General features: G+C 58.8%; 25 protein-coding genes. 13 read left to right on the top strand and 12 right to left on the bottom strand.

The window, feature by feature from the left end:
- The first annotated feature begins 2 nt into the window (after positions 1-2).
- The 6 genes from ABIE63_RS05860 to ABIE63_RS05835 all read left to right on the top strand — a co-directional run bounded on the left by ABIE63_RS05860 (position 3) and on the right by ABIE63_RS05835 (position 4,971).
- Positions 3-1,316: a TRAP transporter large permease subunit gene (locus ABIE63_RS05860; RefSeq protein ID WP_221205677.1), complete on the top strand. Its 1,314-nt coding sequence runs from the start codon at positions 3-5 to the stop codon at positions 1,314-1,316.
- 55 nt (positions 1,317-1,371) lie between these two features.
- A complete protein-coding gene (locus ABIE63_RS05855) occupies positions 1,372-2,271 on the top strand; it encodes a phytanoyl-CoA dioxygenase family protein (RefSeq protein ID WP_354503534.1) in 900 nt (299 codons plus the stop codon).
- A 6-nt stretch (positions 2,272-2,277) separates the two neighbouring features.
- Complete coding sequence (locus ABIE63_RS05850; RefSeq protein WP_183415022.1) at positions 2,278-2,859, top strand: cysteine dioxygenase; 582 nt, start codon at positions 2,278-2,280, stop codon at positions 2,857-2,859.
- Between the two features lie 109 nt (positions 2,860-2,968).
- Complete coding sequence (locus tag ABIE63_RS05845; protein ID WP_183415021.1) at positions 2,969-3,769, top strand: sterol desaturase family protein; 801 nt, start codon at positions 2,969-2,971, stop codon at positions 3,767-3,769.
- Positions 3,770-3,856: 87 nt separating this feature from the next.
- Positions 3,857-4,417, top strand: a complete 561-nt coding sequence (locus ABIE63_RS05840) for a hemerythrin domain-containing protein (RefSeq protein ID WP_354503532.1) — start codon at positions 3,857-3,859, stop codon at positions 4,415-4,417.
- A gap of 65 nt (positions 4,418-4,482) precedes the next feature.
- Positions 4,483-4,971, top strand: coding sequence for an N-acetyltransferase (locus tag ABIE63_RS05835; protein WP_354503531.1), 489 nt, complete (start codon positions 4,483-4,485; stop codon positions 4,969-4,971).
- Positions 4,972-4,973: 2 nt separating this feature from the next.
- Here ABIE63_RS05835 and ABIE63_RS05830 read toward each other — a convergent pair whose 3' ends face one another.
- Positions 4,974-5,981, bottom strand: coding sequence for a helix-turn-helix domain-containing protein (locus tag ABIE63_RS05830; protein ID WP_354503530.1), 1,008 nt, complete (start codon positions 5,979-5,981; stop codon positions 4,974-4,976).
- Positions 5,982-6,260: 279 nt separating this feature from the next.
- On the opposite strand from ABIE63_RS05830, the gene ABIE63_RS05825 reads away from it, so the two are divergent.
- Positions 6,261-6,608 (top strand): DUF488 domain-containing protein, encoded by a 348-nt coding sequence (locus ABIE63_RS05825; RefSeq protein WP_354503529.1) that lies wholly within the window; start codon positions 6,261-6,263, stop codon positions 6,606-6,608.
- Between the two features lie 8 nt (positions 6,609-6,616).
- Here ABIE63_RS05825 and ABIE63_RS05820 read toward each other — a convergent pair whose 3' ends face one another.
- From ABIE63_RS05820 to ABIE63_RS05805, 4 genes are all read right to left on the bottom strand, one after another.
- Entirely contained in the window at positions 6,617-7,321 is a 705-nt protein-coding gene (locus ABIE63_RS05820; protein WP_354503528.1) for an RNA polymerase sigma factor, read from the bottom strand.
- An 88-nt stretch (positions 7,322-7,409) separates the two neighbouring features.
- Complete coding sequence (gene folE, locus ABIE63_RS05815) at positions 7,410-8,075, bottom strand: GTP cyclohydrolase I FolE (RefSeq protein ID WP_354503527.1); 666 nt, start codon at positions 8,073-8,075, stop codon at positions 7,410-7,412.
- A gap of 109 nt (positions 8,076-8,184) precedes the next feature.
- Positions 8,185-8,928 carry an SDR family oxidoreductase gene (locus ABIE63_RS05810; RefSeq protein ID WP_354503526.1) on the bottom strand — a complete coding sequence of 248 codons (744 nt, stop codon included), beginning with the start codon at positions 8,926-8,928 and terminating at the stop codon, positions 8,185-8,187.
- A gap of 127 nt (positions 8,929-9,055) precedes the next feature.
- Positions 9,056-9,973: an NAD(P)-dependent oxidoreductase gene (locus tag ABIE63_RS05805; RefSeq protein WP_354503525.1), complete on the bottom strand. Its 918-nt coding sequence runs from the start codon at positions 9,971-9,973 to the stop codon at positions 9,056-9,058.
- Between the two features lie 112 nt (positions 9,974-10,085).
- On the opposite strand from ABIE63_RS05805, the gene ABIE63_RS05800 reads away from it, so the two are divergent.
- The 4 genes from ABIE63_RS05800 to ABIE63_RS05785 are packed head-to-tail and all read left to right on the top strand — an operon-like array spanning position 10,086 to position 13,890.
- Entirely contained in the window at positions 10,086-10,835 is a 750-nt protein-coding gene (locus ABIE63_RS05800) for a glucose 1-dehydrogenase (protein WP_354503524.1), read from the top strand.
- A 58-nt stretch (positions 10,836-10,893) separates the two neighbouring features.
- The gene (locus ABIE63_RS05795; protein ID WP_354503523.1) at positions 10,894-11,748 is read left to right on the top strand and encodes a transketolase; all 855 of its coding nucleotides are present in this window, start codon (positions 10,894-10,896) and stop codon (positions 11,746-11,748) included.
- Positions 11,749-11,763: 15 nt separating this feature from the next.
- The gene (locus tag ABIE63_RS05790) at positions 11,764-12,822 is read left to right on the top strand and encodes a transketolase C-terminal domain-containing protein (protein WP_354503522.1); all 1,059 of its coding nucleotides are present in this window, start codon (positions 11,764-11,766) and stop codon (positions 12,820-12,822) included.
- A 15-nt stretch (positions 12,823-12,837) separates the two neighbouring features.
- Positions 12,838-13,890, top strand: a complete 1,053-nt coding sequence (locus ABIE63_RS05785) for a substrate-binding domain-containing protein (RefSeq protein ID WP_354503521.1) — start codon at positions 12,838-12,840, stop codon at positions 13,888-13,890.
- A gap of 23 nt (positions 13,891-13,913) precedes the next feature.
- Here ABIE63_RS05785 and ABIE63_RS05780 read toward each other — a convergent pair whose 3' ends face one another.
- The 5 genes from ABIE63_RS05780 to ABIE63_RS05760 form a co-directional block, all read right to left on the bottom strand.
- Positions 13,914-14,810 (bottom strand): NAD(P)-dependent oxidoreductase, encoded by an 897-nt coding sequence (locus ABIE63_RS05780; protein ID WP_354503520.1) that lies wholly within the window; start codon positions 14,808-14,810, stop codon positions 13,914-13,916.
- A 46-nt stretch (positions 14,811-14,856) separates the two neighbouring features.
- Positions 14,857-15,783 (bottom strand): carbohydrate ABC transporter permease, encoded by a 927-nt coding sequence (locus ABIE63_RS05775; protein ID WP_183415007.1) that lies wholly within the window; start codon positions 15,781-15,783, stop codon positions 14,857-14,859.
- A complete protein-coding gene (locus ABIE63_RS05770) occupies positions 15,776-16,759 on the bottom strand; it encodes a sugar ABC transporter permease (protein WP_354503518.1) in 984 nt (327 codons plus the stop codon). Before ABIE63_RS05770 ends, ABIE63_RS05775 begins: the two co-directional genes overlap by 8 nt.
- A 127-nt stretch (positions 16,760-16,886) precedes the next feature.
- Complete coding sequence (locus tag ABIE63_RS05765; RefSeq protein ID WP_183415005.1) at positions 16,887-18,200, bottom strand: ABC transporter substrate-binding protein; 1,314 nt, start codon at positions 18,198-18,200, stop codon at positions 16,887-16,889.
- Positions 18,201-18,283: 83 nt separating this feature from the next.
- Positions 18,284-19,360 carry an ABC transporter ATP-binding protein gene (locus tag ABIE63_RS05760; protein WP_183415004.1) on the bottom strand — a complete coding sequence of 359 codons (1,077 nt, stop codon included), beginning with the start codon at positions 19,358-19,360 and terminating at the stop codon, positions 18,284-18,286.
- A 194-nt stretch (positions 19,361-19,554) separates the two neighbouring features.
- Between ABIE63_RS05760 and ABIE63_RS05755 the strand changes: the two genes are divergently transcribed.
- Positions 19,555-20,493 carry a 2-hydroxyacid dehydrogenase gene (locus ABIE63_RS05755; protein ID WP_354503517.1) on the top strand — a complete coding sequence of 313 codons (939 nt, stop codon included), beginning with the start codon at positions 19,555-19,557 and terminating at the stop codon, positions 20,491-20,493.
- 19 nt (positions 20,494-20,512) lie between these two features.
- Entirely contained in the window at positions 20,513-21,427 is a 915-nt protein-coding gene (locus ABIE63_RS05750) for an NAD(P)-dependent oxidoreductase (protein WP_354503515.1), read from the top strand.
- On the opposite strand, the gene denD is transcribed toward ABIE63_RS05750, so the two are convergent.
- Both denD and ABIE63_RS05740 read right to left on the bottom strand, forming a co-directional pair.
- Entirely contained in the window at positions 21,424-22,389 is a 966-nt protein-coding gene (gene denD / locus ABIE63_RS05745) for a D-erythronate dehydrogenase (RefSeq protein ID WP_354503514.1), read from the bottom strand. The two genes, ABIE63_RS05750 and denD, sit on opposite strands and share 4 nt — an antisense overlap.
- A gap of 3 nt (positions 22,390-22,392) precedes the next feature.
- On the bottom strand, positions 22,393-23,241 hold the full coding sequence (locus tag ABIE63_RS05740) for a fumarylacetoacetate hydrolase family protein (protein ID WP_354503513.1): 849 nt from the start codon (positions 23,239-23,241) through the stop codon (positions 22,393-22,395).
- Positions 23,242-23,264: the final 23 nt, after the last annotated feature.

Below are 23,264 nucleotides of genomic sequence, written 5' to 3'. Positions count from 1 at the left end.
ACATGGAAGCCTTGTTGATGTTCCCGGCGCTCTTCCTGCTGATTTTCCTGGGGTTCCCGGTCGCCTTCGCGCTCATGTCAGTGGCCTTCGTCTTTGGTTACTATACCTTCGGCGACGCGGCTTTCTTTCAGTTCATGCAGAAGATCGAGGATGTAGCCAGCAACTTCATCCTCGCGGCGGTCCCCTTGTTCGTCTTCATGGGCGCCATGCTGGAGCGCTCCGGCATTGCCGAGAAGCTGTTCCACGCGGTGCACCTTTGGACCCGCCGGCTGCCGGGCGGCGTCGCTGTCGGTACGGTGATCATGTGCATCATTTTTGCCGCCTCGACCGGTGTTATCGGTGCGACGGAGACCGTAGTCGGACTCCTTGCCATCCCTTCAATGATGCGCCTCAACTACAGCAAATCCCTCATTAGCGGCACGATCTGCGCGGGTGGATCACTGGGCACGATTATTCCGCCGTCAGTGGTCGTGGTCGTATTGGGACCGATTGCCAACGTTTCGATCGGCGATCTCATGGTCGGCATGATCTTTCCAGGCTTGATCCTGTCGGGACTCTATATCGTGTACATCATCCTGCTTTGCACCTTCAGTCCAACGGCGGCGCCTCGTGTCGATGATGACGAGCCGCTGATGCCTTTAGGTGAGAAGCTGGTGGTTACGGTCAAGGCGCTGGTCCCACCGCTCTTCATGATCTTCGCCGTGCTGGGGTCGATCATGCTCGGTTGGGCAGCCCCAACCGAAGCGGCAGCGCTGGGCGCTGCTGGCGCCATCGTCCTGACGATTGCCTATGGCAAGTTCACGCTGCAGACTTTCAGCGAAGCCTTGGTCAAGACGCTGACCGTCACCTCGATGATCATGCTGATCCTCCTGGGCGGCAGTATCTTCACCGGTGTTTATGCTGGCAGCGGCGGGATGTCGATCATGCGCGATCTGCTCGACGCGATCAGTTTGGGCCCATGGGGTCTGCTGATTATCTTCCTGCTGCTGGTCTTCGTTGCCGGGTTCTTCCTGGAATGGATATCGATCCTGTTGATCTTCGTGCCGCTGTTCATGCCCTTCATCCGCGACGCAGGGTTCGATCCGGTCTGGTTCTGCATGCTCATTCTGATCATGATCCAAACCAGCTACCTGACACCACCGATGGCGCCGGCCATTTTCTACCTGCGCGGTATAGCACCACCGGAGATGACCTTGCGGCATATGTACGTGGGCGTGGTCCCCTTCCTGGCGATCCAGATGGTGGCTCTGCTGATTGTAATGATGTTCCCGGAAACGGCCTTGTGGCTGCCGGAGCAGGTACTTGGCTTCCGTTGAGTTGGGCGCCCGTCGGCAGCAACCGGCGGGCAGCCGAGAAGAAGGAGTATGAACCATGACGCCGGATGAGATCCTTTCCCAATCCCCACGCGTTTTGAGCCAGAACCAGCGCGAGTTCTACTTTGAACAGGGGTATCTGCTGGTTGAGGAATTCGTGGACAGAAATTGGCTGAAGAAGCTGCGCGATGCCATCGACCGCCAGGTTGAACTGAGCCGCAAGGTAACGCAATCGGACAGCGTCTTTGATCTTGAGCCCAATCACAGAAGCGACGATCCGCGATTGCGCCGGGTGTCCTCACCCTGCGACCAGGATCCTGTATTCTGGCAGTTCCTGGTAGAATCCCGGATTGGCGATCTGCTGGCTGACCTGCTGGGCCCGGATGTAAAGTTCTATCAGTCAAAGCTCAACTTCAAATGGGCCAAAGGCGGTTCAGAGGTCAAATGGCACCAGGATGTGCCTTTCTTTCCGCACACGAATAATGCCGTCTTGACCTGCGGTACCTATATATCCGACTGCGGCATGGAACAGGGCCCGCTGGGTGTCATTCCCGGAAGTCACAAGAATCCGATCTACGACCATTACAACACCAAGGGCGTTTGGACCGGCGACATTCAGCCGGAAGACCTGCCCTCGGTGCCGGTCGGTACTGCGCAGTATCTTTGCGGCCCTGCCGGATCGATAACGCTACACAACTACCGCACCGTCCATGGCTCAAAGGCAAATCAGTCGGACATTGGACGACCCCTTCTGCTCAATGTCATGTCCGCCGCCGATGCTGTTCCCTACACGCACAATCCCCTGCACTCGAAGTATGAACAGCAGCTGATTCGTGGCGTACCCGCGAAATGGGCGCACCATGAAGAGGGTCGCTTCCTTATTCCGCCCGACTGGAGCGGCGGCTACACATCGATTTTCGATTTACAGCAGAAAGCCGGAATGCCCGCAGCGGAGTAGAGTAAGATGGCGCCTCAGAATCTTGGCAGACTGCGGTCCTTCATTATCGGGATGACGGGAGCCGTCGATCGGCTTGCGGATGACGAGGAAGCATTGATCGACGCCGCCCGTGGCCACCTGGCCGCTCTGATTTCGGAGGATGACTGGTTGGGTGACGCCTTCGCCAAGCCTCACCCGAAATATTACCAGCAATATCTGCTGCACTGCGATCCGTTGGAGCGGTTCTCCCTCGTAAGTTTTGTTTGGGGGCCCGGACAGCGTACGCCGATACATGACCACGGCGTCTGGGGGTTGGTAGGCATGCTGCGCGGGGCCGAGTTCTCCCAGGCCTATAGTCAACGCGGTCAAGCATTGGAGAAAGGCGAGCGCCGCCGCCTGGAACCCGGCGATATCGAAATACTCCGTCCCAGCCTCGGCGACATTCATGCGGTTTCGAATGCGTATGAGGACCGGGTTTCGATCTCGATTCACCTCTACGGCGCAAACATCGGCGCCGTCCGCCGCCGCGTCTTCGATCCCCAGACCGGGGCTGAGAAACCATTTGTTTCCGGGTACGCTTCGAACGTGGTTCCCAATCTTTGGGGTTGACCGCAAGTAAGCGCCTCAAGCATTCACCAACCCCTTTTCAACTGCCGTTTTCTTTGGTAATGTGCATCTGATATATCAGTTACCGATGGCCTAGTGAGGAGATTTTGTCATGGAACTCAGCCAAAGCCCGATGGACGAGCGTCAGCGCAACTACCGTTCGGAGTATCGCCGTCGGATCGCCGGCTGGTACAATGGCTGGCTGCACGTGGTGATCATCTATGTGATCGGCCTCACCGCCATCTATCTCTATACTGCCCACATCGGAAATGTGCAGTGGTGGGAGTGGCTTACAATCCCCGTGGTCTTTATGATCACCAATATCTTCGAATGGTTCCTGCACCGCTATGTGATGCACCGGCCGCTGCGCTGGAAAGGTCTCAGAGCGATCTACAATCGCCACACTCTGCAGCACCATCAGTTCTTTACTGAGTCCGAGATGCGGTTTGCCGACCAGAAGGACTGGCGTGTCACCTTTTTCCCGCCTTTTGCTTTGGCGGTCTTCATCCTGATGTCGATTCCGCCTTCCGCCGTCATGGGATATCTGGTTTCGGCAAACGTCGGCTGGCTGATCATGTGCACGACGACTGGCATGTACCTGACCTATGAGTTCATGCATTTCTGCTGCCATGTCGAGGAGAGCTGGTTTGTCCGCTACTGTCCCTTTGTGAACACGCTCCGGCGCCATCATACCGCCCATCACAACCAAGCCATCATGATGGAGCGGAATATGAACCTGACCTTCCCGATCTCAGACTGGTTGTTCGGCACCTCTGATCTGAACCGAGGCTTGCTTGGCCATATCTTCAACGGCTACAGCACCAAGCACCTGCGGACCGATCTGCGGAAGGTTTCACGGACCCCGAAACCGGCTAGGGCCAAGAAGCAATCAACTGCGGGAGCCACTGCCTGAGGAAAATCGGCGGCTTCTGGACCGAGGGATCGCCGACGATCTTTCATCATTGGAGGCTACGCCTTCGGTAGAACGGGAGGCCAGAGCATGCGCGCGCCACGTGTCGTCGACCAAATTCGCCATGAACACAAGAACATGGGTCGGGTGCTGGCTGAATTGCGGGACCGAGTGACAAGTACAACGCCGGACGCACTTACGGCCCGGCATCTCGACCTGCTCTACCGCATGCTTTTCTATATCCGAGTGTTCCCGAACAAGATGCACCACCCGAAGGAAGAGGATTACCTGTTCCCGGCGCTTTTGAAACGCGCGCCTGCACTGAAAGCCGAGGTCGCCGCATTGCGGCAGCAGCACATGGAGGGCGACAGAGCGCTTGAAGAACTGGAAGCGAGCTACAAGTCACTTCAAGATAACCCTGCGCTTGAGACACTGCTTGCCTTCCAAGCGCAGGTTTCGAGCTATGTCGATGCCGAGTTTGCTCACATGCGCCACGAGGAAGACGTCATATTGCCTGCTGCGCTCGAGGCTCTGACGGAGGCCGATTGGCAAGCCATCGAACGTGCCTTCATCACCAATAGAGACCCTTTGTTCAGTGACGAAGTGGAACTGGGATTCGAGGTTCTCGCCCGCACATTAAGCGCTGACTGACGCACCGGTCTTTATTATAGCATGGGGGTTCTCCGCCGGATCGGCATATTCACTTTAGGTGTGACGTGGTCATTGTTCCCGAAGCGCCAAATCATCGCGCCCGCATCCGAGCCCTGTTGCTAGGGGCTTTCCCTAGCGCCGCTGAGGCCGACCTCGTGGAGCGTTTGCACGCCGATAGTGATGCAGTGATTAGTTTGATCGCCTTGCGGGATGAGCAGGTCATTGGCCAGGTGATGTTTTCCAGGATGATAGCGCCCTTCAAGGCCTTGGCACTGGCGCCGGTAGCGGTTGCTTTACCCTGGCGTCGACAGCGCGTCGCTTCGCGCCTGATTGAAAACGGCCTTCAGCGAGCGCGGGATTCCGGCTGGGAGGGCGTTTTCGTTCTTGGCGATCCGGCGTTTTACCATTGCTTTGGCTTTCGAGCCGGGCTGGCTCGCCCCTTCTCATCTCCTTATGCCGGACCCCACCTTATGGCGCTGGCCCTCAAGGGAGGCGCACTGCCAATCCTATCCGGCCAGATACGTCATGCTGCCGCCTTTTCGGCCATGGGATAGCGTCAGACCAGGGCTATCAGAGCCCGAGGGTCTTCGCGCGTGCTGATGGTACGGCGGAGTTGCGACGGAGAGGACCCAAAAGCCTCTTTGTAGACTCTCGAAAAATGCCCGGCCGACTGAAAACCGGTCGCCAGGGCAACCTCCATGACCGAAAGCGGGGTATGCAGCAGCAATTGATGCGCTTTCTTCAGGCGCAGATGCCGGTAGAAGACCTTCGGCGGCATGCCCACATGCTGATGGAACAAACGTTCGAGCTGACGCAGCGAAATCTTCGATGCCTTGGCCAGCGCCGCCTTTGAGAGCGGCGTTTCCACGTTCCTTTCCATCAACTCGATGCAAGCGGTCAAAGCCGGATGGGTCAATCCCAAGCGTTGAGCCACCTCAGGAGCCGCACCAGGCAAGGCAAAGTCCTCGACCGTTAAGCCAAGGTCCTTCGCCGCCAGGGCGGCTAACAGATCGCCATGGCGTCGCCGCAACCACGCCAGCATCATATCCGTGGCGCCACTTGAACCGGCCGCGGTAATGATACCCTTGCCGCTGCAACTGCTCTGAGCTGCTTCAAGGGTCACGCTGAAGGTCTCACGAAAGCTTTCGCGGCTATCCGGCGGCACTGTAACAGGGCCATCGTCCAGCACGCCGCTTTGCGCAAGCAGCCATGTCCCGTAGCCAACACCGCCCAGTTCCGATCCAAATCGCTGAGCACGCCGCAACCACTCAGGCAAGGCGCCGGTCTCAGCGCTTATGGCGTTGCGTTCGCCAAGCACGAGGATCAACCGGTAATCGATCCCCTCACCGACCCGCGCCTTGACCGAGATCTTGGTGCCGCATCTTGCCTTTACGGGACTCCAGGCCGAACCGATTGGAATACATTCATAGAAATCGTCGACCAGGCGGGCATTCAAGACTGCCAGGCATTCCGCCAGATTGGCATAGCCACGAAGGTCGAAACCATCGAACAGTACAAGACCAACCCGATGGTGCCTCACCGACCTAGCCGCTGCGTCGTTCATCAACCTTGTCTCCAGCGTTGGTCGCCGCACAACCTCATGGTGTCCACCGAAATCAGACAGCCCAAGGCGTGAAACTCAAACCTAATCCATGGTATCGGCTATCGGGGAGGGGAAGGCAACAGTCCTGTGCCCTTTGGGTGTAAACCTGAATAGGGTTTCCACGGGCTCGCCGCTGACTGCGGACAACACTTCGTCACGGCGGTGCGACCTCACCACCTGTTGACAGCCTGCCCTACCCTTGATGCTGTAACTTGGCACCGAACCGCACAGATGGACCCAATGAACGCCGTTCAAATCAAGCGTATCTATGAACCCGTTGCTGCCGAAGACGGTTATCGCGTACTCGTCGACAGACTATGGCCGCGCGGGATTTCGAAGGACGCCGCCGCCCTGGACGATTGGCCCAAGAACATAGCGCCTTCTCACGAACTGCGAAGATGGTATGGCCACGACCCGAAGCGCTGGGAAGAGTTTCGGCGGCGCTACAAGGACGAACTAGCGGCGCAGACAGACGCCCTTGAGCGGCTCCGTGAACGGGCCAGGAAGGGTGCTATCACCCTGCTCTTCTCAGCAAAGGACGAGGTCCACAATCAGGCGGTGGTTCTGAAAGAGGTTCTGGAGAAATAGGTTGCGATCTACCAGCCGCCTGCACGCAAACGCTGTACCACCTTGTCGGCGACATGGGCACAACGGGCGCCGTCGAAGGGGAATAGCTCAGAAAGGCGCGGCGCCAGTGACTCCTCCAACGTCGCCCGCATCAGGCGTCGAGCGCGATGCAATCGGGTCTTTACCGTTTCCGGACGGATATCCAAGCGACGTGCGGTATCATCGGTACTTAGTCCCTGGACATCACGCAAAATGAACACCAGTCGAAAGGCCTCCGGCAGGGCATCCACCGCCCATTCGAGCATACGCCGTACTTGTGCCCGGCTGGCTTCCGATTCCGGACTGGCCGGAAAAAGCGATGACGAGACCATGATCAAACGCCCTCCGTCGGGCTCAGTGCTACTGTCGAGTTCAGAAAGCTCTACGGTCGGTCGTCGTCGCCGAATCCGACCCAAGGCTTCGTTCAAGGCGATCCGGGTCAGCCAGGTAGAGAAGGACGACTTTCCTTCAAAGCTCTCCAGTTTCGTAAAAGCGCGAACATAGGTTTCCTGGACGATATCCTCGGCTTCCGCATCGTCACGAACAACGCCGCGCGCGACCCGGAAAAGCTGTTGATTGTGACGGCGTACAAGCGCTCGCACGGCGGCCTCGTCCTTGTTCCGAGCCAGTGGAACCAGGTCCTCGTCCGCAATACCGTCAAACTGTTGCGCAACATGAGCCCGGGCTGGTTGCATCGGGTTCCCTCCCTCCGAACGGACCATAGGCGACATTGCCGTCCCCTATTAGATGATCATCCGGCGGAAAAGTTCCCGAGAAAATTTGTCACATTCCGATGGAGCCAAGAAACTCCCGACGCAAGGCCGCGTCATCACGATAAGCCCCCAGCAGCCGTCGCGTCACCATGCGGACGCCGTGGGCCCGCACACCGCGCGTCGTCATACAGGCATGCTCCGCGACCAGGACCACCGCAACACCACCGGGTTTCAGGCCTTTGGCTATCGCATGGGCAATCTCGTCAGTCAGGCGTTCTTGCACCTGGAGACGTCGCGCACAAGCCTCCACAACCCGGGCCAGCTTGGAAATGCCAACGACCCGCTCGACCGGCAGATACGACACATGGGCGACGCCGCGAATTGCCGCCATGTGATGCTCACACACTGAATGGAAGGGAATATCGCTCAGCGTCACCGCATCATTGTAGTCGCCGACCTCACCAAAGGTCCGGTTCAAAAACGCCACCGGATCCTGCCGATAACCGCTAAACCATTCCTCATAGGCGCGTACAACCCGTCCTGGGGTCTCAAGCAACCCTGGGCGGTAAGGATCGTCGCCGGCCCAGCGCAGCAGCGTTTCTACCGCCGCCTCGGCCTCAGACCGGCTCGGTCGCCGCCTCACATCACCCGCCGCGCCACGTTCTCGCTTAGAGAAATCCGGCTTGTCCAACAGGGTCGCTTTATGATCGAGCTCCGAACCCGGAAGCGCATTCATGAATCATCTCCAATCTGCATTCGCCAATGCCTATTGGATGTCGAAACGCGCCGATGGTTCCCTGGCGGCACCCCTGGATGCCGGCGATCGATGAGCGAGAACCGCCCGCCTAGAGTGTCCAACCCCCGTCGATGACCATGGTTGTACCGGTTACGAAGGCGCTTTCATCGGAAGCCAAATAGACTGCCAGCGCAGCAATTTCCTCTGTGGTGCCAAGCCTGCCCATCGGTTGACGGGCAACGAAGGCAGCGCGGTTTTCCTCGACACTCCCTGGCAGTGCTTCGATCCGCTCGTTCAAGCTGGGAGACTGTATGGTGCCTGGACAGATCGCGTTACAACGGATGCCCTGCTTGATGAAATCCGCAGCCACCGATTTCGTCAAGCCAATGACAGCGGCTTTGGTTGTGCCGTAGACGAAGCGATTCGGCGCGCCTTTGATGGAAGACGCCCCCGAGGACATATTGATGATGGACCCGCCGCCATTCTCAAGCATCAGGGGAAGGAAACCGCGCAGCAACCGCCACATCGACTTCACATTGAGATCAAAGCTGAAGTCCCAGGTTTTCTCATCGCAGTCGAGAAGCGACCCCTGATGCACGTAGCCCGCACAGTTGAACAATATCTCGACCGGTCCGACCGAGCTTGCGACCGCTGCCACCGCATCATTGTCCAGAACATCCAGCACCAGCGTCTCGATAGTCGGTGCTTCGGACTTCAGGCTTTCCAGCAGCGATCCGGAGATATCGCTCGCCACGACCGTTGCGCCCTCCCTCGCCATGGCCAAAGCCGTTGCCTTGCCGATTCCCTGCCCAGCCGCCGTCAGAAATGCCTTTTTACCCGCAAGACGCCCCATTGTTTCATCTCTCCCTTGCTTTCATACTTTACCCGCCAGGCCTGTTCCAGCCGGGCTAAATCGATTGAATGGACTCTGCCTCTCCCCAAGGCCCCGTGCAAGCCGCGCCAAGTGACAGATCGGCCGTTCAGGCCTTTGTATCCGGGGATGGTCCCAGATCGCTCAAAGCGGCGAACACATCCACAAGTTCTGGCATGAATCTGTCCCCGTATCCCAGATTGAGACTGAGTTTCATGGCTTGCAAGGCGCCATCGGACATCAAGGTGGCAGCGTTGTTCCTTGTCGCCAGACGATTGTAATAGGTGATGTCCTTCAAGCAGTTTCGCAGGGTGAATTTGTGAGCGTTTGGATCGCCCTCGCAGATGTACTTCGAATAGCTCTGGAAGTTACCGCAGTTCATGCCTGAATTGGTCAAAATTTCCCTAAAAACCTGGGGCTTCAGGCCGACCTTGCGGACCATCGTGTAACACTCCGCCCAAATGGATGCGAAACCGATTGCAACAACATTGTTGATGAGTTTTGCCGCATGGGCCGAACCGACCGGACCGCCGGTTGGAATGATCGCCGTCGCCCACGTGGACAGCAGGGGCCGCAGGCGCTCAATGGTTGCCTCATCGCCGCCGACGTAGGTGGTCAACTCACCGTCCCAAGCGTGCGCCGGTGTCCGGGACAACGGCGCATCGACAAGCGCGATTCCACGGGCCGCAAGCTCTTTGTGAAGCCTTTCGGTTTGGTCCGGCTCGGAGGTCGAGGTGTCAACGATGGTCAAACCCTCGCGCGCGCCCTCCAGAATCCCACTTTCGCCCTCTAGAACCTGCATGACCTGAGGCGCACCCGTGACGCAAAGTACGATCACGTCGCACTGCTCGGCCATTTCCTTGGGATTGGCGACTTCAACTGCGCCGCGTCCCACCAGATCGTCGATGGCTTCCCGCTTCCGGTGGGCCATGACCCGGAGGTCAAACCCCTTCTCCACCACGTTCTTGGCCATCCCCCAACCCATCAAACCGGCGCCGATGAAACCTACAACGAGATTGGCTGTCATTTTTCTATCCTCCACTTCTTTTAAATCGATTTAAATTCGGATAATCTGGGATCATAAAGAGGGAAGCGCACTCTGTCGCGCCGGAATTTCGGGGGAGGAGGAACGAAGCTACATGTTGCTACTCGGCAAGGTGGCCATCGTGACCGGCGGCGGCTCCAAGCGGGGCTTGGGTCAGGCGACCGCGCGGCTTTTTGCCGAGCAGGGCGCGGCCGTCGCCATCCTCGACCGCGACGGCGACGCGGCGGAAGCGCAGGCGAAGGCCTTGGGCGACGGCCACCTGGGCATCACCTGCGACGTGACCGACAAGCAAGCCTGCATGGCGGCGGTCGCAGCCGTCGAACAGCGACTGGGACCCATCACCACATTGGTCAACAACGCCGGCATCACCCAACCGCTGAAGGTCATGGAGGTTTCGGGCGACCACTATGACCAAGTGCTGGACGTGAACCTGCGGGGCACGCTTTACATGAGCCAAGCCGTGATTCCTCTTTTTACGCAACGCCGGAGCGGCGCGATCATTAACATTTCCTCGGTATCCGCTCAGCGCGGCGGCGGTATTTTTGGCGGCCCGCATTATTCGGCTGCCAAAGCCGGTATTCTGGGCCTGACGAAAGCGATGGCCCGCGAGCTCGCCCCTGCGGGCATCCGGGTTAATGCTGTCTGCCCCGGCTTCATCGACACCGATATTACCGGCGGCAAGCTGACGCCAGAGATGCTTGAGCAGATCGTTGCCGGCATACCGATGGGTCGCGCCGGACGGGCCGAAGACGTGGCCGGTTGCTGCCTTTTTCTCGCTTCCGATCTTTCGGCCTACTGCACGGGCAGCGAGGTGGATGTCAATGGTGGCAGTCACATTCACTAGATCGGGGCACTAGATCGGGTCACTGAATCGGGGCGCTGAACGCGAGAGGAGAAAAGCGATGGCGGCACGCCAGGTCACAAACACCTCCAAGCAGGATCTGCGAGAAAAGGCGCGCATGATTCGACGGGAAGTTCTGCGCCTCACTGACATCTGCGGATCGGGTCACTATGGTTCCGCCTTTTCCATCGCCGAATTGCTAGCGGTTCTCTATTACCAGCTCCTCAATGTCCGGCCGGACGAGCCTCAGTGGGCCGACCGCGATCGCTTCACCATGGGCAAGGGCCACGCTGCCATCGGCCTCTATCCTGTACTTGCCGATCTTGGCTTTTTCCCTGCCAGCGATCTAGACAGCTACACCCGTCTTGGATCTCCTCTGGGCGACCACCCGGATATGAAAAAGGTAAAGGGCGCAGATTTCTCCTCTGGTTCCATCGGGCACAACCTGTCCGTCTCCGTCGGCATGGCTTTGGGGCTCAAGTGCCAAGGGTCGCCTGGCCGGGTCGTCTGCATGATGGGTGACGGTGAGCAGACGGAGGGCCAAGTTTGGGAAGCGGCCATCTCTGCTGCTCACTGGAACCTGTCCAATCTCGTCGGCCTCGTCGACATCAACGGTGCGGGCTCCGACGGCATCGCCCAGGAAACCATGCGCACCGAGCCATTGAAAGCAAAGTGGGAGGCCTTCGGTTGGGATGTCATCTTGCTTGAGGACGGCCACGACCTGGATCAAGTCTTCGACGCACTCAATCGGGCCCTGAACGCACCACGGGAAAAGCCGTGCTGTGTCCTAGCTTACACCGTTGCGGGTAAAGGCGTGTCCTTCATGGAAGGAACCTGGCAATGGCACCTCGGTTTCCTTGGGCCTTTAGATCTCGACCGCGCCTACCAGGAAATCAACAGCGGCACAATTGGCTGAGGGAATGGTATCGCCATGACACAATCCTCCAAAAGCGCCTCGCCTTTGATGACCCGCGAGATCAAAGCCGGACTGGACCTGCGTGAATCGACCGTCACAGACGCCTTCGATGCGGCCACGTGGGATATGGTGGTTTCACTCGGGCTGTCTCAGCAACTGACGACCGGCAAGGTCTTGACGGACCTCGCTGAGGCGGGACGGGATGATATCGTTGTCTGTACCGCCGATCTTGGTCGGCCAACGCAGGTCGTCGACTTTGGGCGCCGTTTCCCGGACCGCTACTTCAACTTCGGCATTGCCGAGCGCAACATGATCGGTGCAGCCGCCGGGCTGGCGACTACGGGGATGTTGCCGGTCATCTCGAACTACTCTTTCTTCCTAGCGCTGATGGGGCTTGAGAACATCCGTAACGACATCTGCTACACCAATCTGAACGTGCGGATGATCGGCACCCATTCCGGGATCGCCATGGGCTTTTACGGCACATCGCACCATTGTTGCGAGGACATCGGGGCACTGAGAACGCTTGCCAATTTGACCTTGATGGCGCCTTGCGACGGCAACGCGATCCGCGCCGCCTTGACCACCACGATCGATCACCAAGGTCCGATCTACTTCCGAACCGGCCGCGGACGCGAAGCACAGGTCTACGACAGCCCGCCCGATTGGCGTATCGGCGGGTCAAATCTCCTGCGCGAGGGAAAGCACGCAACGGTCTTTGCGATCGGCAATCTCGTAAAGGCATCATTGGATGCGGCGGCTATACTCGCGAAAGAAGGTGTGGACTTAGAAGTGGTCGATCTGTACTCAATCCGACCCATAGACCGCGACGCGGTTCGCCGCGCCGCAAAGATGCATGGGATAATTCTCAGTGCAGAGGAACATAACGTTACAGGGGGACTAGGGGCTGCCATCGCTGAGGTAATCGCCGGAGAGGGTTTGGCTGCACGCCTGACCTCAATCGGTATGCCTGATGAATATTCCCTGCTTGGCCCGCCGACGCACCTGTATCGGCACTACGGTTTGGATGGTGAGGGTGTGGCAGCAAAGGTCCGAAGCGCCCTTTCCGTGTGAAGGAAGAGAAAGTCTATGAGTGCAGGCAAGGGCAGAAAAGGCAGCGGCACAAAGCGTCCGATGACGCAAAAGCAGCTTGCGGACAAACTGGGGCTCTCGACGGCTACGGTGTCACTCGCCCTACGTGACAGCCCAATGATTGCCGAGGAAACGCGCAAGCTCGTGCGTGATGCGATGCAGAAAAGCGGCTACGTCTACAATGTTGCCGCCGCGTCCCTGCGAACCGGAAAGACCCGCATCGTCGGCGTGAGTTTCCACGATATCGTCCACCCGTTTTTCGCCGAGATGTTAGCGTCAATCGAGGACAGCCTGTCGGAAAGCGGTAAGGCGATCTTCATCAACAATCATGGCGACGACCCGGAACGCCTCAGGCGCTTCGTTGAAGGCCTGCGCGAGCACGGTGCAGACGGTTTGATCGTTTCACCAGCGTTGGGAACCGACCCGGAGATGCTGCAATTGCTGCGCCGAGCCGGCGCTGCCATCGTGTTCATCTCTCGTTACCTACCCGGATTCGACGCCGACTTCGCAGGCAACGCCGACGTACTTGGCATGGGGATCGCCACCAGGCACCTTTTGAGTCTGGGTCACAAGGAGATCGTTATGTTGGGCGGTCTTCCCGGCACCACAACCGGTGACAATCGCCTGGCAGGCTTTCGCCGGGCCGTGATCGCGGAGGGGCTGACCTGGCGTGATGAATTGCACCTTCCAGGTGCCGCAAAACGTATTGTCGGGGTCGAGCTAGCGCGTCAGGCCTTGTCGCGAACCCCACGACCCACTGCCTTTGCCTGCTTCAATGATTTGGTCGCCTTCGGCGCTATGAACGGCATCCGCGCCGCCGGTCTGGTCCCCGGCAAGGACATCGCCGTCGTCGGCATCGACGATTCACAAGAAGCGCAGGCCTGCTTCCCCCCCTTGACGACTGTTTCCAATCACCCCGGTCGCATCGGCGCCGTGGCTGCCAATCTCCTGTTGGAGCGGCTTGCCGACCCGGCAGCACCCTTCCAGCACATCGCGATTGAGCCCGTCCTAACGGTTCGAGAATCCTGCGGCAGTTCGGGCGAAAACTAAGGCTTTCGATCCTACGCCGCTGATCAGCCCGATTGGCCGTCCACGGGCTTGCCGCCAAGGCATTCGTAATACTTCACTGCCTGACTATCGTCGGCCTTTCCGTAACCCGCCGAAGCCGCACCCAGGAATACCTGTAGCGCAGCGGTGGCCAAAGGCAAGGGAAAGCGCTCCTCGCGCGCGGCATCCAGAACGATGCCCAAATCCTTGACGAAAATATCAACTGCCGACTTGGCGCTGTCGGGTGTCGTGATCATGCGCGGCCCGCGATCACCGATCATCCAGCTTGAACCCGCCGAATTCATGAGAACTTCGTGCAGCAACGCGGGCTCAAGCCCCTGATCGGTGCCAAAGGCCATGACTTCGGCCGCCACCGCCAAGTTTGCGCCTGCCGCAAGTTGATGAACCATCTTCATGGTCGAGCCCGCGCCGGGCTTGTCACTCAAGCGATAGATGTTGCGCCCCATCGCGTCGAGCAGCGGTCCGGCCGCTTCGAAAGCGGCATCCTCACCGGCGGTCATGAAGGTCAAGGTGCCTGCCTCAGCCCCCACCGTCCCGCCGGAAACAGGTGCGTCCAGATAGTGCCAGCCCGCATCGCTGGCGGCCTGTCCGATAGCGGCTGCATCTCCTGCGGGCATGGTCACAGAGCACAGAACAAGTGCGCCGGCTCCCAGCGCGCCGCGAGCGCCGTCCTCCCCGAACAGCACCGTGCGGGCTTGGTTCGCATTCACCACCATGATCACCAACGCATCAGCGCCCATACAGGCTTGCGCCACAGTTGTCGCCCTGCGGCCGCCGTTTTCCTCCAGCCAGGACAAGGCGGCATCGCTAAGATCGAACCCTGTGACATCGTGCCCGGCCTGCAACAGCATTCCGGCCATTCCACGACCCATTGCGCCCAAACCTGCAAAGGCAATCTTCATAGCTTATGTCTCCAAGAATGTTCGAGGTTAGGCGATAGCGGGAGGGCTACTCCTTAACCGCACCGGTCATCGACGATACGTAGTAATCGACGAAGAAGCTGTAGAGAATAGCCACCGGCAAGGATCCCAGCAACGCACCGGCCATCAGTGAACCCCAGTGATAGACGTCACCGTCCACCAACTCCGATAGGACGGCGACAGGCACGGTCTTGTTGCTGCTGGTTGAGATGAAGGTCAACGCATAGATGAACTCGTTCCAACAGAGCGTGAAGGCGAAGATACCCGCCGAGATCAAACCTGGAACCGACAGTGGGATGATAATCTTCACCAAGATCTGAAAGCGGCTTGCACCATCCATTAACGCGCATTCCTCGAGTTCATAGGGGATCGACTTGAAGTACCCCATCAACAACCAGGTGCAGAATGGAATGAGGATTGTCGGATAGCTGAGGATCAAGGCCATCGGGCTATCGAACAAACCGTACTGGAAGATAATCGTCGCCAAGGGAATGAACAGAATGGAGGGCGGTACCAGGTAGGCGAGGAAGATTAACCCGCCCACCGTCCGCGATCCGCGGAAACGAATGCGCTGGATCGCATAAGCCGCCATGACCGCCGCGACCAGCGAGAGCACCGTGGCACAAACGGCAACCAACATTGTGTTCCACATCCACCAGGGATAGTCCGTCTCGAATATCAGCTTGTAGAAGTGATCCAACGTCGGTGAGTGCACGAGCAGGGGGTTGCTATTCTGGATATCGAGTAGTTCCTCGTTCGGCTTTAGGGCTGTTGTGGTCATCCAGTAAAATGGAAACAGCAGCACGAATGAAATGATCGACAAAGGCAGATAAACCGTCACCCAACGCGAACTGCGGGTGACAAGAAAGTCCATGCCTTGCGGCTCGTCCTTTTCCTTGCGCTCGGTACCAAAGATGGTCTTGCGTTTGATCTGTTGCGCTTGAGGCTCAGTCATCGCCTTCTCCTTGCTGCCACTTGCGGCGCTGCAGGCCAAACCAGGAAAACAATATCGCCGAGAGCAGGAAGGGGATCATGGCCGTCGAAATAGCAGCCCCTTCGCCTAGATTTCCGCCCAGGATCGCGCGCTGGAAGCTGAGTGTCGCCATCAAGTGCGTGGCGTTCACCGGCCCACCGCGCGTCAGAGCGTAGATCAACTGGAAATCGGTGAAGGTAAACAGCACCGAGAAGGTCATGACCACGGCAATGATCGGCGTCAGCATCGGATAGGTGACATAGCGGAACAACTGCCAACGATTTGCGCCATCAATCGTCGCCGCCTCGTATAGCGAGGGCGACACCGTTTGCAGTCCGGCCAGCAGAGTAATCGCGACAAAGGGCACGCCGCGCCAAATGTTGGCGAAGATCGTTGCCCAACGCGCGTTCCAGGGGTCACCGAGAAAATTGATGTTCTCGTCGATCAATCCCATACCGGAAAGCGCCCAGGAAATTACCGAGAACTGCGCATCGTAGATCCACCAAAAGGCTATGGCCGAAAGCACGGTGGGTACGATCCAGGGTAGGAGTACGATTGCCCTGATAAATGCCTTGAAGGGAATGTGCTTGTTCAACAGCAATGCCAGGTACAGGCCGATGGCGAACTTAAAGACGCTGGCCACGACCGTGTAAAGCATCGTGTTGAAGACGGAAAGCCAGAACACGTCGTCGTCCATCAACCAGACGAAATTCTCAATGCCGATAAAGACACCAGACCGGCCGATGGACGCGTCGGTCAACGAAAGCCAGATGCCAAGACCCAAGGGATAGGTGAGAAAGGCAACCAAAAACGCGGCCGCGGGCAGCATGAACCAGAACCCCAGCCAGCCCTTGTTGTTGGCAAGCCTGGCACCCAAGGAAAGATACATCGCATCGCCCGATTGACCTGGTTGTGGGCCCTTCGATTGCGCGGCGGCTTTCGTGTCGGTCACGGCCATCCCTGGCACAACTCCCTTCTAAGAAAAATCAACGCCGACACCGGACCCGACGGAGCGGTGCATGGCCGGCAACCCGGGCGGGACCCGGCAGTCAATCGACCGCCGTTTCCCGCCCTCGTAAGTACCTTCAGCGGCTGTAGATACGTTCAGCCTTGCGGGCTGCCTGTTTGACCGCATCGGCCGGGCTCGATTGCCCGGTCGCGACCGAGGCGAACATGTCGAGCACGATGAACTCCGCCAAGGCGGCGGCGGCCTTCTCTCCGACCGAACCCTGATAACCCGCCGTGAGCGTGCGCTTGGCCGCCTCACGGAAAATCGTCCGCTTGGGATCGTCGGTCCAAACCGGCGCATTGTCGAAGGCGTTGAGTGAGTGCGTCAGATACCCGACGGCCCCATCCAGCCACTTGTCATAAGTCGGGCTGGACATCATGAATGCCATGAAGGCCTTACAGGCGTTGGGGAACTTCGTGTAGTTGAAGGCCATGATCGGATAGGCGATGTGGAACTCCGTCGGCTTGCCGACCGGACCGGTCGGCCAGACCGCATGGTCGATATCCGCCGCCATCTCCATCCCATCCACCACAGCCTTCGTGTAAATCGAAATGCCGTTGTTCGTGAGGCCCACTTCGCCCGACAGGAAGGCTTTGTTGTTGTTGCCGTCGTTCCAAGAAGCCGTGCCCGGGATGAAGGTGTCGTAAAGCTCCTTCACATACTCACAGGCCGCAAGGGATTCAGGGCTGTCGATGATAACCTTGTCATTCTCGTCCACCATCGCACCGCCATGGCTCCACAAGGCCCAGTGCACCCAGGCATTACCATCACCCGATGCATGACCCAGCGCCATGCCCGCCGGCATCCCGGTACCCTTAAGCGCTTTGCAGAGCTCCAGGAACCCGGCGTTGTCATCGGGGAAAGTCTTGAAGCCGGCTTTCTCAATCGCCGACTGGCGGTAGTTGATGTAGTTGCCGTTAAAGCACATCGGCAATCCGATCCACTTGCCGCCATTGACGCCGTACGCCTTCGCTGAATCAACCCAGCCGCCGTACTCACCGCCCAGGTGGTCGGCCACATCGGTTAGATCCAACAGCTTATTGGGGAACAGGTGCGGTGTGGAATAGAGACCCCAGACAAGGTCCGGGCCCGAACCGACGTTGGCGGCCACGGACGCCTTGGGTTGGATATCGTCCATGAACTCATTCTCGACAGTCACGGCGACTCCCGTTGCCTCGGTGAAGGCAGCCACGGCGGCATTGAAAGCATCCTCTTCAGACTGGATGAAACGCTTCCAGCGCAGCAAGCGGAGTTCTGCGCCCGCTTCGGGCTTGAAGGGGTTCATGGCAGCCCATGCTTTGGCAACATCAAGGAGACCGGACCTCTCCGCGGCAAGTAGGGCCGCGGCGGCGGCCGATCCCTTCATAAAGGAACGGCGATTGAATGACATACTATCCTCCCATTCTTTGTTCATTGGGGATTGATCCCCGTCTTTGGACGCAAGCGCGGCACCGGCCGCCCCACGCCAGCGGGTCAGGCGACCAGCGTCCGCCCCGTTTCCGCGTCGAACACATGCGCCCGCTCTACATCAGGTCGCATGTGAATTCCCTCACCCGGCTTGAAGGCATGCCTCTCACGAAACAGCGCATTGACTTCATGGTCTCCGAGCTTGCTGACAATCTGCACTTCGGACCCGGTCGGCTCTGTCACGATCACCTCCGAGCGAAAGCCTTGGCCCTCCCCGCAAAGCACCAAGTGCTCCGGTCTGAATCCGAAGACAATCGGCTTGCCTTCTTCCAGGCCGCCGACCCGTTGAATATCGATACGGGTTCCCCCGTTGATCTCGATTTGCGCCCGCTCGCCCTCCAGCCGCGCCACACCCTCCACGAAATTCATGGCGGGGGAGCCTATAAACCCAGCGACGAAAAGGTTGTTCGGGTGGTCGTAAAGCTCGAGCGGCGCGCCGATCTGCTCGACGTTGCCGCCCTGCATGACCACGATCTTGTCGGCCATGGTCATGGCTTCGATCTGATCGTGGGTCACGTAAATCGTGGTCGCGCCCAAGCGCTGGTGCAGCGCCTTGATCTCGGTACGCATCTGCACGCGCAACTTTGCATCGAGGTTCGATAGCGGCTCATCGAAGAGAAAGACCTGTGGGTCGCGAACGATGGCCCGGCCCATGGCAACCCGTTGACGCTGCCCCCCCGACAACTGCCGGGGAAAGCGATCCAGATAAGGGACCAACCCCAGGATATCGGCGGCATGCTGCACCCGCCTGTCGATCTCCGCCTGGTCCGTCTTCCGGAGCTTCAAGCTGAAGGCCATGTTGTCATAGACCTTCATGTGCGGATAAAGCGCATAGTTCTGGAACACCATGGCGGTGTCGCGCTCCTTGGGCGGCACCATATTGACGACCCGGTCGTCGATCAGAACCTCGCCGGCTGTAATCGACTCAAGGCCTGCCAGCATCCGCAGCAGGGTGGATTTGCCGCAACCCGAGGGGCCGACCAGAACGGCGAACTCACCGTCTTCAATGTCAATGAAAACGCCGTGGACAACTTCCACGGAACCAAAAGACTTGCGCACATCACGGATCGTCACAGACGCCATGCAGAAATCAAACCTCCCTAGCGCAGTTTCATTATCGGGTGATTTTTTGTCCCCACCGCTACGCAACGGCAAAACAATGATTGAACCGTTGAGCGCGTTGGTCAATGCTTTTTTAAATCGATTTAGATGGCTATCAGTATACAAATGCTGCCTAACGGGCTCCAATCCCATGAAAATTGCCGGAAGGGGATTCCATGAAACCAAAAATTTTGATGATAGGCCCGTTGATGGCGTTGGTTCAGGAGGCTCTGGCTCAGGACTTTGACCTTCTGCGGTACTGGGAGGCCGATGATAAGGACGCTCTTCTGGCTGCCGAAGGCGCAAAGATCAAAGGAATTGCGACGGATGGACATCTGGGCGCCAGTCGCGCGTTGATGGACCGCCTCCCCAACCTTGAGATCATTGTGTGCCAGGGTGTCGGATATGACGCCATTGATCTGGAGGCGGCCCGGGCCCACGGTATTGCCGTAACCAACACGCCAGAGGTGCTAAGTAATGCCGTTGCCGAGTTGACTCTCGGCATGATGATCGGCCTCTGCCGCCGGATTCCCCAATGCGATCAGTATGTTCGTAAAGGTCATTGGTTGAAGGCCCACTATCCCCTGACAGCCGAACTAACCGGGGCCCAGGTGGGGATCCTGGGTCTCGGGCGAATTGGCAAGGAGATTGCTGCGAGATGTAGCGCCTTCAAAATGCAAATCAGCTACCATGGCCGAACGCAGCAAGCCGACCAACCCTATCGCTATTATTCTGACCTGGTCGCCATGGCGCGCGATGTGGACTGGCTGGTGGTCATTGCGCCCGGATCTGCAGAAACCCAAGGGCTGGTGAGTCGCGAAGTCCTGGAGGCGCTGGGGCCCAAAGGATGCCTTGTGAACGTCGCGCGCGGTTCATTGGTAGACGAGACGGCTCTTGTCGCGCTATTGACCAGTGGAAAGCTGGGTGGCGCCGCGCTGGATGTCTTTGCCCAGGAACCTAAAGTGCCTGAAGCATTGTTCGGGCTCGACAATGTCTTGTTGCTGCCACATGTCGGCAGTGCGACTGTCCAAACGCGCCGCGCCATGGGTCAGTTGGTGATCGATAATCTGGCGGCGCATTTCGCGGGACGCCCTCTTTTAACGCCCGTCGCCTAAAGTTTAGGAGTCATGATCTATGTCCATCCGAAAAGTCGCCGTCCTGGGAACCGGAATCATGGGTGCCCCCATGGCGCGCAACATCGCCAACGCCGGATTCGCCGTAACCGTCTGGAATCGTACGACCTCCAAAGCGGAGCGTTTGAGTGACGTGACGACGGTCGCCGCAACGCCCGCAGAAGCCGCGGCTCAGGCCGATGCGGTTGTCACAATGCTGGAGAACTCCAGTGTCGTGACGCAGTTGCTTTTCGGAGACGGCGACGCGGCGGCGGCGGCGCCGGAGGGCTGCCTCTTTATCGATATGTCATCGATCCAACCTTCCGTCGCCCGCGACCATGCCGCTATGCTGGAGAAGATCAGAAAACGCCATCTAGACGCCCCTGTGTCCGGTGGCGAAAAAGGAGCCATCGAGGCCACGCTCGCCATCATGGCTGGTGGCGGCAAAGATGATCTTGCCGACGCGGAGACCTTATTGAAATCAATGGGTAACGTGACCCATGTCGGCGATCACGGCGCAGGTCAGGTGGCCAAACTTGCCAACCAGGCCATCGTGGCCGTCACCATCGGCGCGGTCGCTGAAGCCTTGCTTCTGGCTCAGGAAGGCGGTTGCGACCCGGTCGCCGTCCGATCAGCCATCATGGGCGGCTTTGCGACCTCGCGCATACTCGATCTACACGGCCAGCGAATGCTGGAGCGCAACTGGATGCCTGGCGGCCCGATACGCATGCAACTCAAGGACCTGAACAATGTGATCGAGGTCGCGCGCGAGGCCGGCCTGACGTTGCCGCTGACGGAAAAGGCACAACGCGCCTATTCCGACCTCAACGATGCGATGTCAGCCGGGAACCAGGATCACAGCGCCTATCTTCTATGGCTTGAGGCGCTGAATGGCGGCAAACGCCTGGGCCAGGGTGCCGACCAGCGTGCGGGCTAATCCCGTCGGATATCGTCTTCTAGAAAGCCGCGGACATTGTCTTCGAAGGAATGGTCGGCGATGAAGCCCAACTTCGTGGCCTTCTCGGGCCTCAGGTCGGCGAGCCACCCGTCCACAATCTTCTGAATAACGGGATCCGGCTCCCAGCGAATGCGCGAAACCGGTTCATCGCCCGCGACGCGCCGCATTGCCTCGACCATCTCGCCAATGGTCGCCAGCAACCCAGGGAGCGCAATGCAGCGGTTCTCGCCCCACACCTTTGCCTCCAGCTCCGCAGCGTGCAGCAGATTGGCAATCACCGCGCGCGGCGAGCAGACCCACATCTGCGACTCCGGTTTAACCGGACAGATGGCTTCGTCGCCCTGCAAAGGCTCGCGAAAGATGGACGAGGCGAAAGAGGAAGCCGCGCGATTGGGCTTGCCTGGCCTGACGGTAACCGTCGGTAGCCGCAACCCCCTCCCGTCAATGAAGCCCTTGCGGGAGTAATCGTTGATCAGTAACTCGCCTATCGCCTTTTGGGTTCCGTAGGAAGTTTGCGGGTTCAGCAAGTACCAGTCTTCTATGGGCTGTGGGATTTCACCTCCGTAAACCGCCACGGAGCTGGAAAAAACGACAACCGGCGCTGTCTCCAGCGCACGACAACGCTCCAACACGTTGAGCGTTCCCATCAAGTTCGCCTGGAGCCCGGATTCGAACTCAGCCTCTGCCTGTCCTGACACCACGGCCGCCAGATGGAAAACTGCGTCCGTGCCATTTGGGATCGCCTGCGAAATCGACGCTGCGTCACTAATATCAGCCGCCCTGGTCGTGATGACGAAGTCCGCAGCCACGGCAGGTGGCGCACTCAAGTCCACGAGGTGGAGTGCGCGAATTTCCCGCCCTCTCAGGACACCGCGGGCGGCCAACGCCGCGGCCAGCTTTTGACCAAGAAATCCGCCGGCGCCCAGAATTGTGACCTGCATGGGTTAGCTTCCCCACGCCACGGCGGTTTGATGCTGCTCACCCAAACCCTCGACGCCGAGACGGACCTCGTCTCCGGCTTTCAGGAAACGCGGCGGCTTCAACCCCATGCCCACACCGTGCGGCGTGCCCGTCGCAATCAAATCACCGGGCTGCAGCAGCATATGACGGCTCATGTAGGAAATGATCTCGGCAACGCTGAAGATCATGTCCGAGGTATCGCCTTCTTGCATACGCTCGCCATTCACGTCGAGCCAAACCTGCAGGGCCTGAGGGTCGGGAACCGCATCGGCGGATACCAGATGAGGGCCGGTCGGTCCGAAGGTGGGCGCCGATTTTCCCTTGATCCACTGGCCGGTGCTTTCCAACTGGAAAGCCCGCTCGGAAACATCGTTCACGACGCAGTACCCGGCCACACAGGAAAGCGCCTCGGCCTCGCTGACGTAAGACGCTTCCCGCCCGATAACCACGCCAAGCTCAACTTCCCAATCGGTCTTTTCAGAACCCTTGGGAATGACGATGGGGTCATAGGGCCCCGACAGCGCGGAACTGGCCTTGGAGAAAAGCACCGGCTCGGCCGGTGGCGGCATGCCGCTTTCGGCGGCGTGCTTGGCGTAGTTGAGACCGATACAATAGAAGTTCGTTACGAACGGCAGACAGGCCCCGATACGTGGGCTTCCCTCAACCAACGGCAGCGCTTCCGGGTCGATGGCCCGCAGGCTGTCCATGCCCTGTTCAGTCAAACTATGCGGGCCAAAATCCTCGATAAGGTGCGACAAATCCCTAATGCGCCCCTTTGAATCCAAAAGACCTGGCAGCTCTTCGCCCGCTTCACCCCAACGCAGTAATTTCAAGGTCCCTCTCCTTCTTTCTTATC

Origin of the sequence: Limibacillus sp. MBR-115 (assembly GCF_040549425.1) — a bacterium.
Taxonomy (GTDB): Bacteria; Pseudomonadota; Alphaproteobacteria; order Kiloniellales; family CECT-8803; genus Limibacillus; species Limibacillus halophilus.
This window is presented reverse-complemented; position numbering and strand designations above follow the sequence as displayed.